We start from the raw sequence: 1,175 nt of genomic DNA on the forward strand, positions 1-1,175 counted from the left end.
CTAGACAAAATGACACCAAATGAGTTTTACTATGATCAGCTACCCCAACAAAACAAGGTGGCTTAACTAGAGCGGAATATCACTTATAAATACGCTTTTAGTTGTTCAAACAAGTGGGACCACCTCTCTCGCATTTGCGGGGTTTTTAATGCTGAATAAAAGGAAAACTTGATGGAATTGCCCAATATTATTCAACAATTTATTGGAAACAGCGTTTTAGAGCCAAATAAAATTGGTCAGTCGCCATCGGATGTTTATTCTTTTAATCGAAATAATGAAACTTTTTTTCTTAAGCGATCTAGCACTTTATATACAGAGACCACATACAGTGTCTCTCGCGAAGCGAAAATGTTGAGTTGGCTCTCTGAGAAATTAAAGGTGCCTGAACTCATCATGACTTTTCAGGATGAGCAGTTTGAATTAATGATCACTAAAGCGATCAATGCAAAACCAATTTCAGCGCTTTTTTTAACAGACCAAGAATTGCTTGCTATCTATAAGGAGGCACTCAATCTGTTAAATTCAGTTGCTATTATTGATTGTCCATTTATTTCAAACATTGATCATCGGTTAAAAGAGTCAAAATTTTTTATTGATAACCAACTCCTTGACGATATAGATCAAGATGATTTTGACGCTGAATTATGGGGAGACCATAGAACTTACCTAAGTCTATGGAATGAGTTAACTGAGACTCGTGTTGAAGAAAGATTGGTTTTTTCTCATGGCGATATCACGGATAGTAATATTTTTATAGATAAATTCAATGAAATTTACTTTTTAGATCTTGGCCGTGCTGGGTTAGCTGATGAATTTGTAGATATATCCTTTGTTGAACGTTGCCTAAGAGAGGATGCCTCGGAGGAAACTGCTAAAATATTTTTAAAGCATTTAAAAAATGATAGACCTGACAAAAGGAATTATTTTTTAAAACTTGATGAATTGAATTGATTCTAAGCATTATCTAAAAATACTTAATTGTCTTTTAACGTCGCTAAATTTTAAATAAATAAGTGAAGAGTGTTAGTGGAGCCACTGATTTAAAGTTGGCAGAGTAAAACTTGAAGTGCGACATAAACCACCTAATTAATTTAAAGGGTTTATGGAGTATATAAAATTGTCATACCATCATCTTAACTTTGAAGATCGTACTGCATTAATGCTTGAGTCAAGAA

General features: G+C 33.7%; 1 protein-coding gene. It reads left to right on the plus strand.

The features are described 5' to 3' along the window. The first annotated feature begins 171 nt into the window (after positions 1-171). Positions 172-951 (plus strand): APH(3')-VI family aminoglycoside O-phosphotransferase, encoded by a 780-nt coding sequence (locus tag E0D95_RS14840; protein WP_014386410.1) that lies wholly within the window; start codon positions 172-174, stop codon positions 949-951. Positions 952-1,175 lie beyond the last annotated feature (224 nt).

The organism is Acinetobacter ihumii, assembly GCF_900625095.1.
Classification (GTDB): Bacteria; Pseudomonadota; Gammaproteobacteria; order Pseudomonadales; family Moraxellaceae; genus Acinetobacter; species Acinetobacter ihumii.

Bases quoted from the DNA above. Each gene is read 5' to 3' on its own strand.
- E0D95_RS14840 (WP_014386410.1), top strand. From the start codon at position 172: ATGGAATTGCCCAATATTATTCAACAATTTATTGGAAACAGCGTTTTA.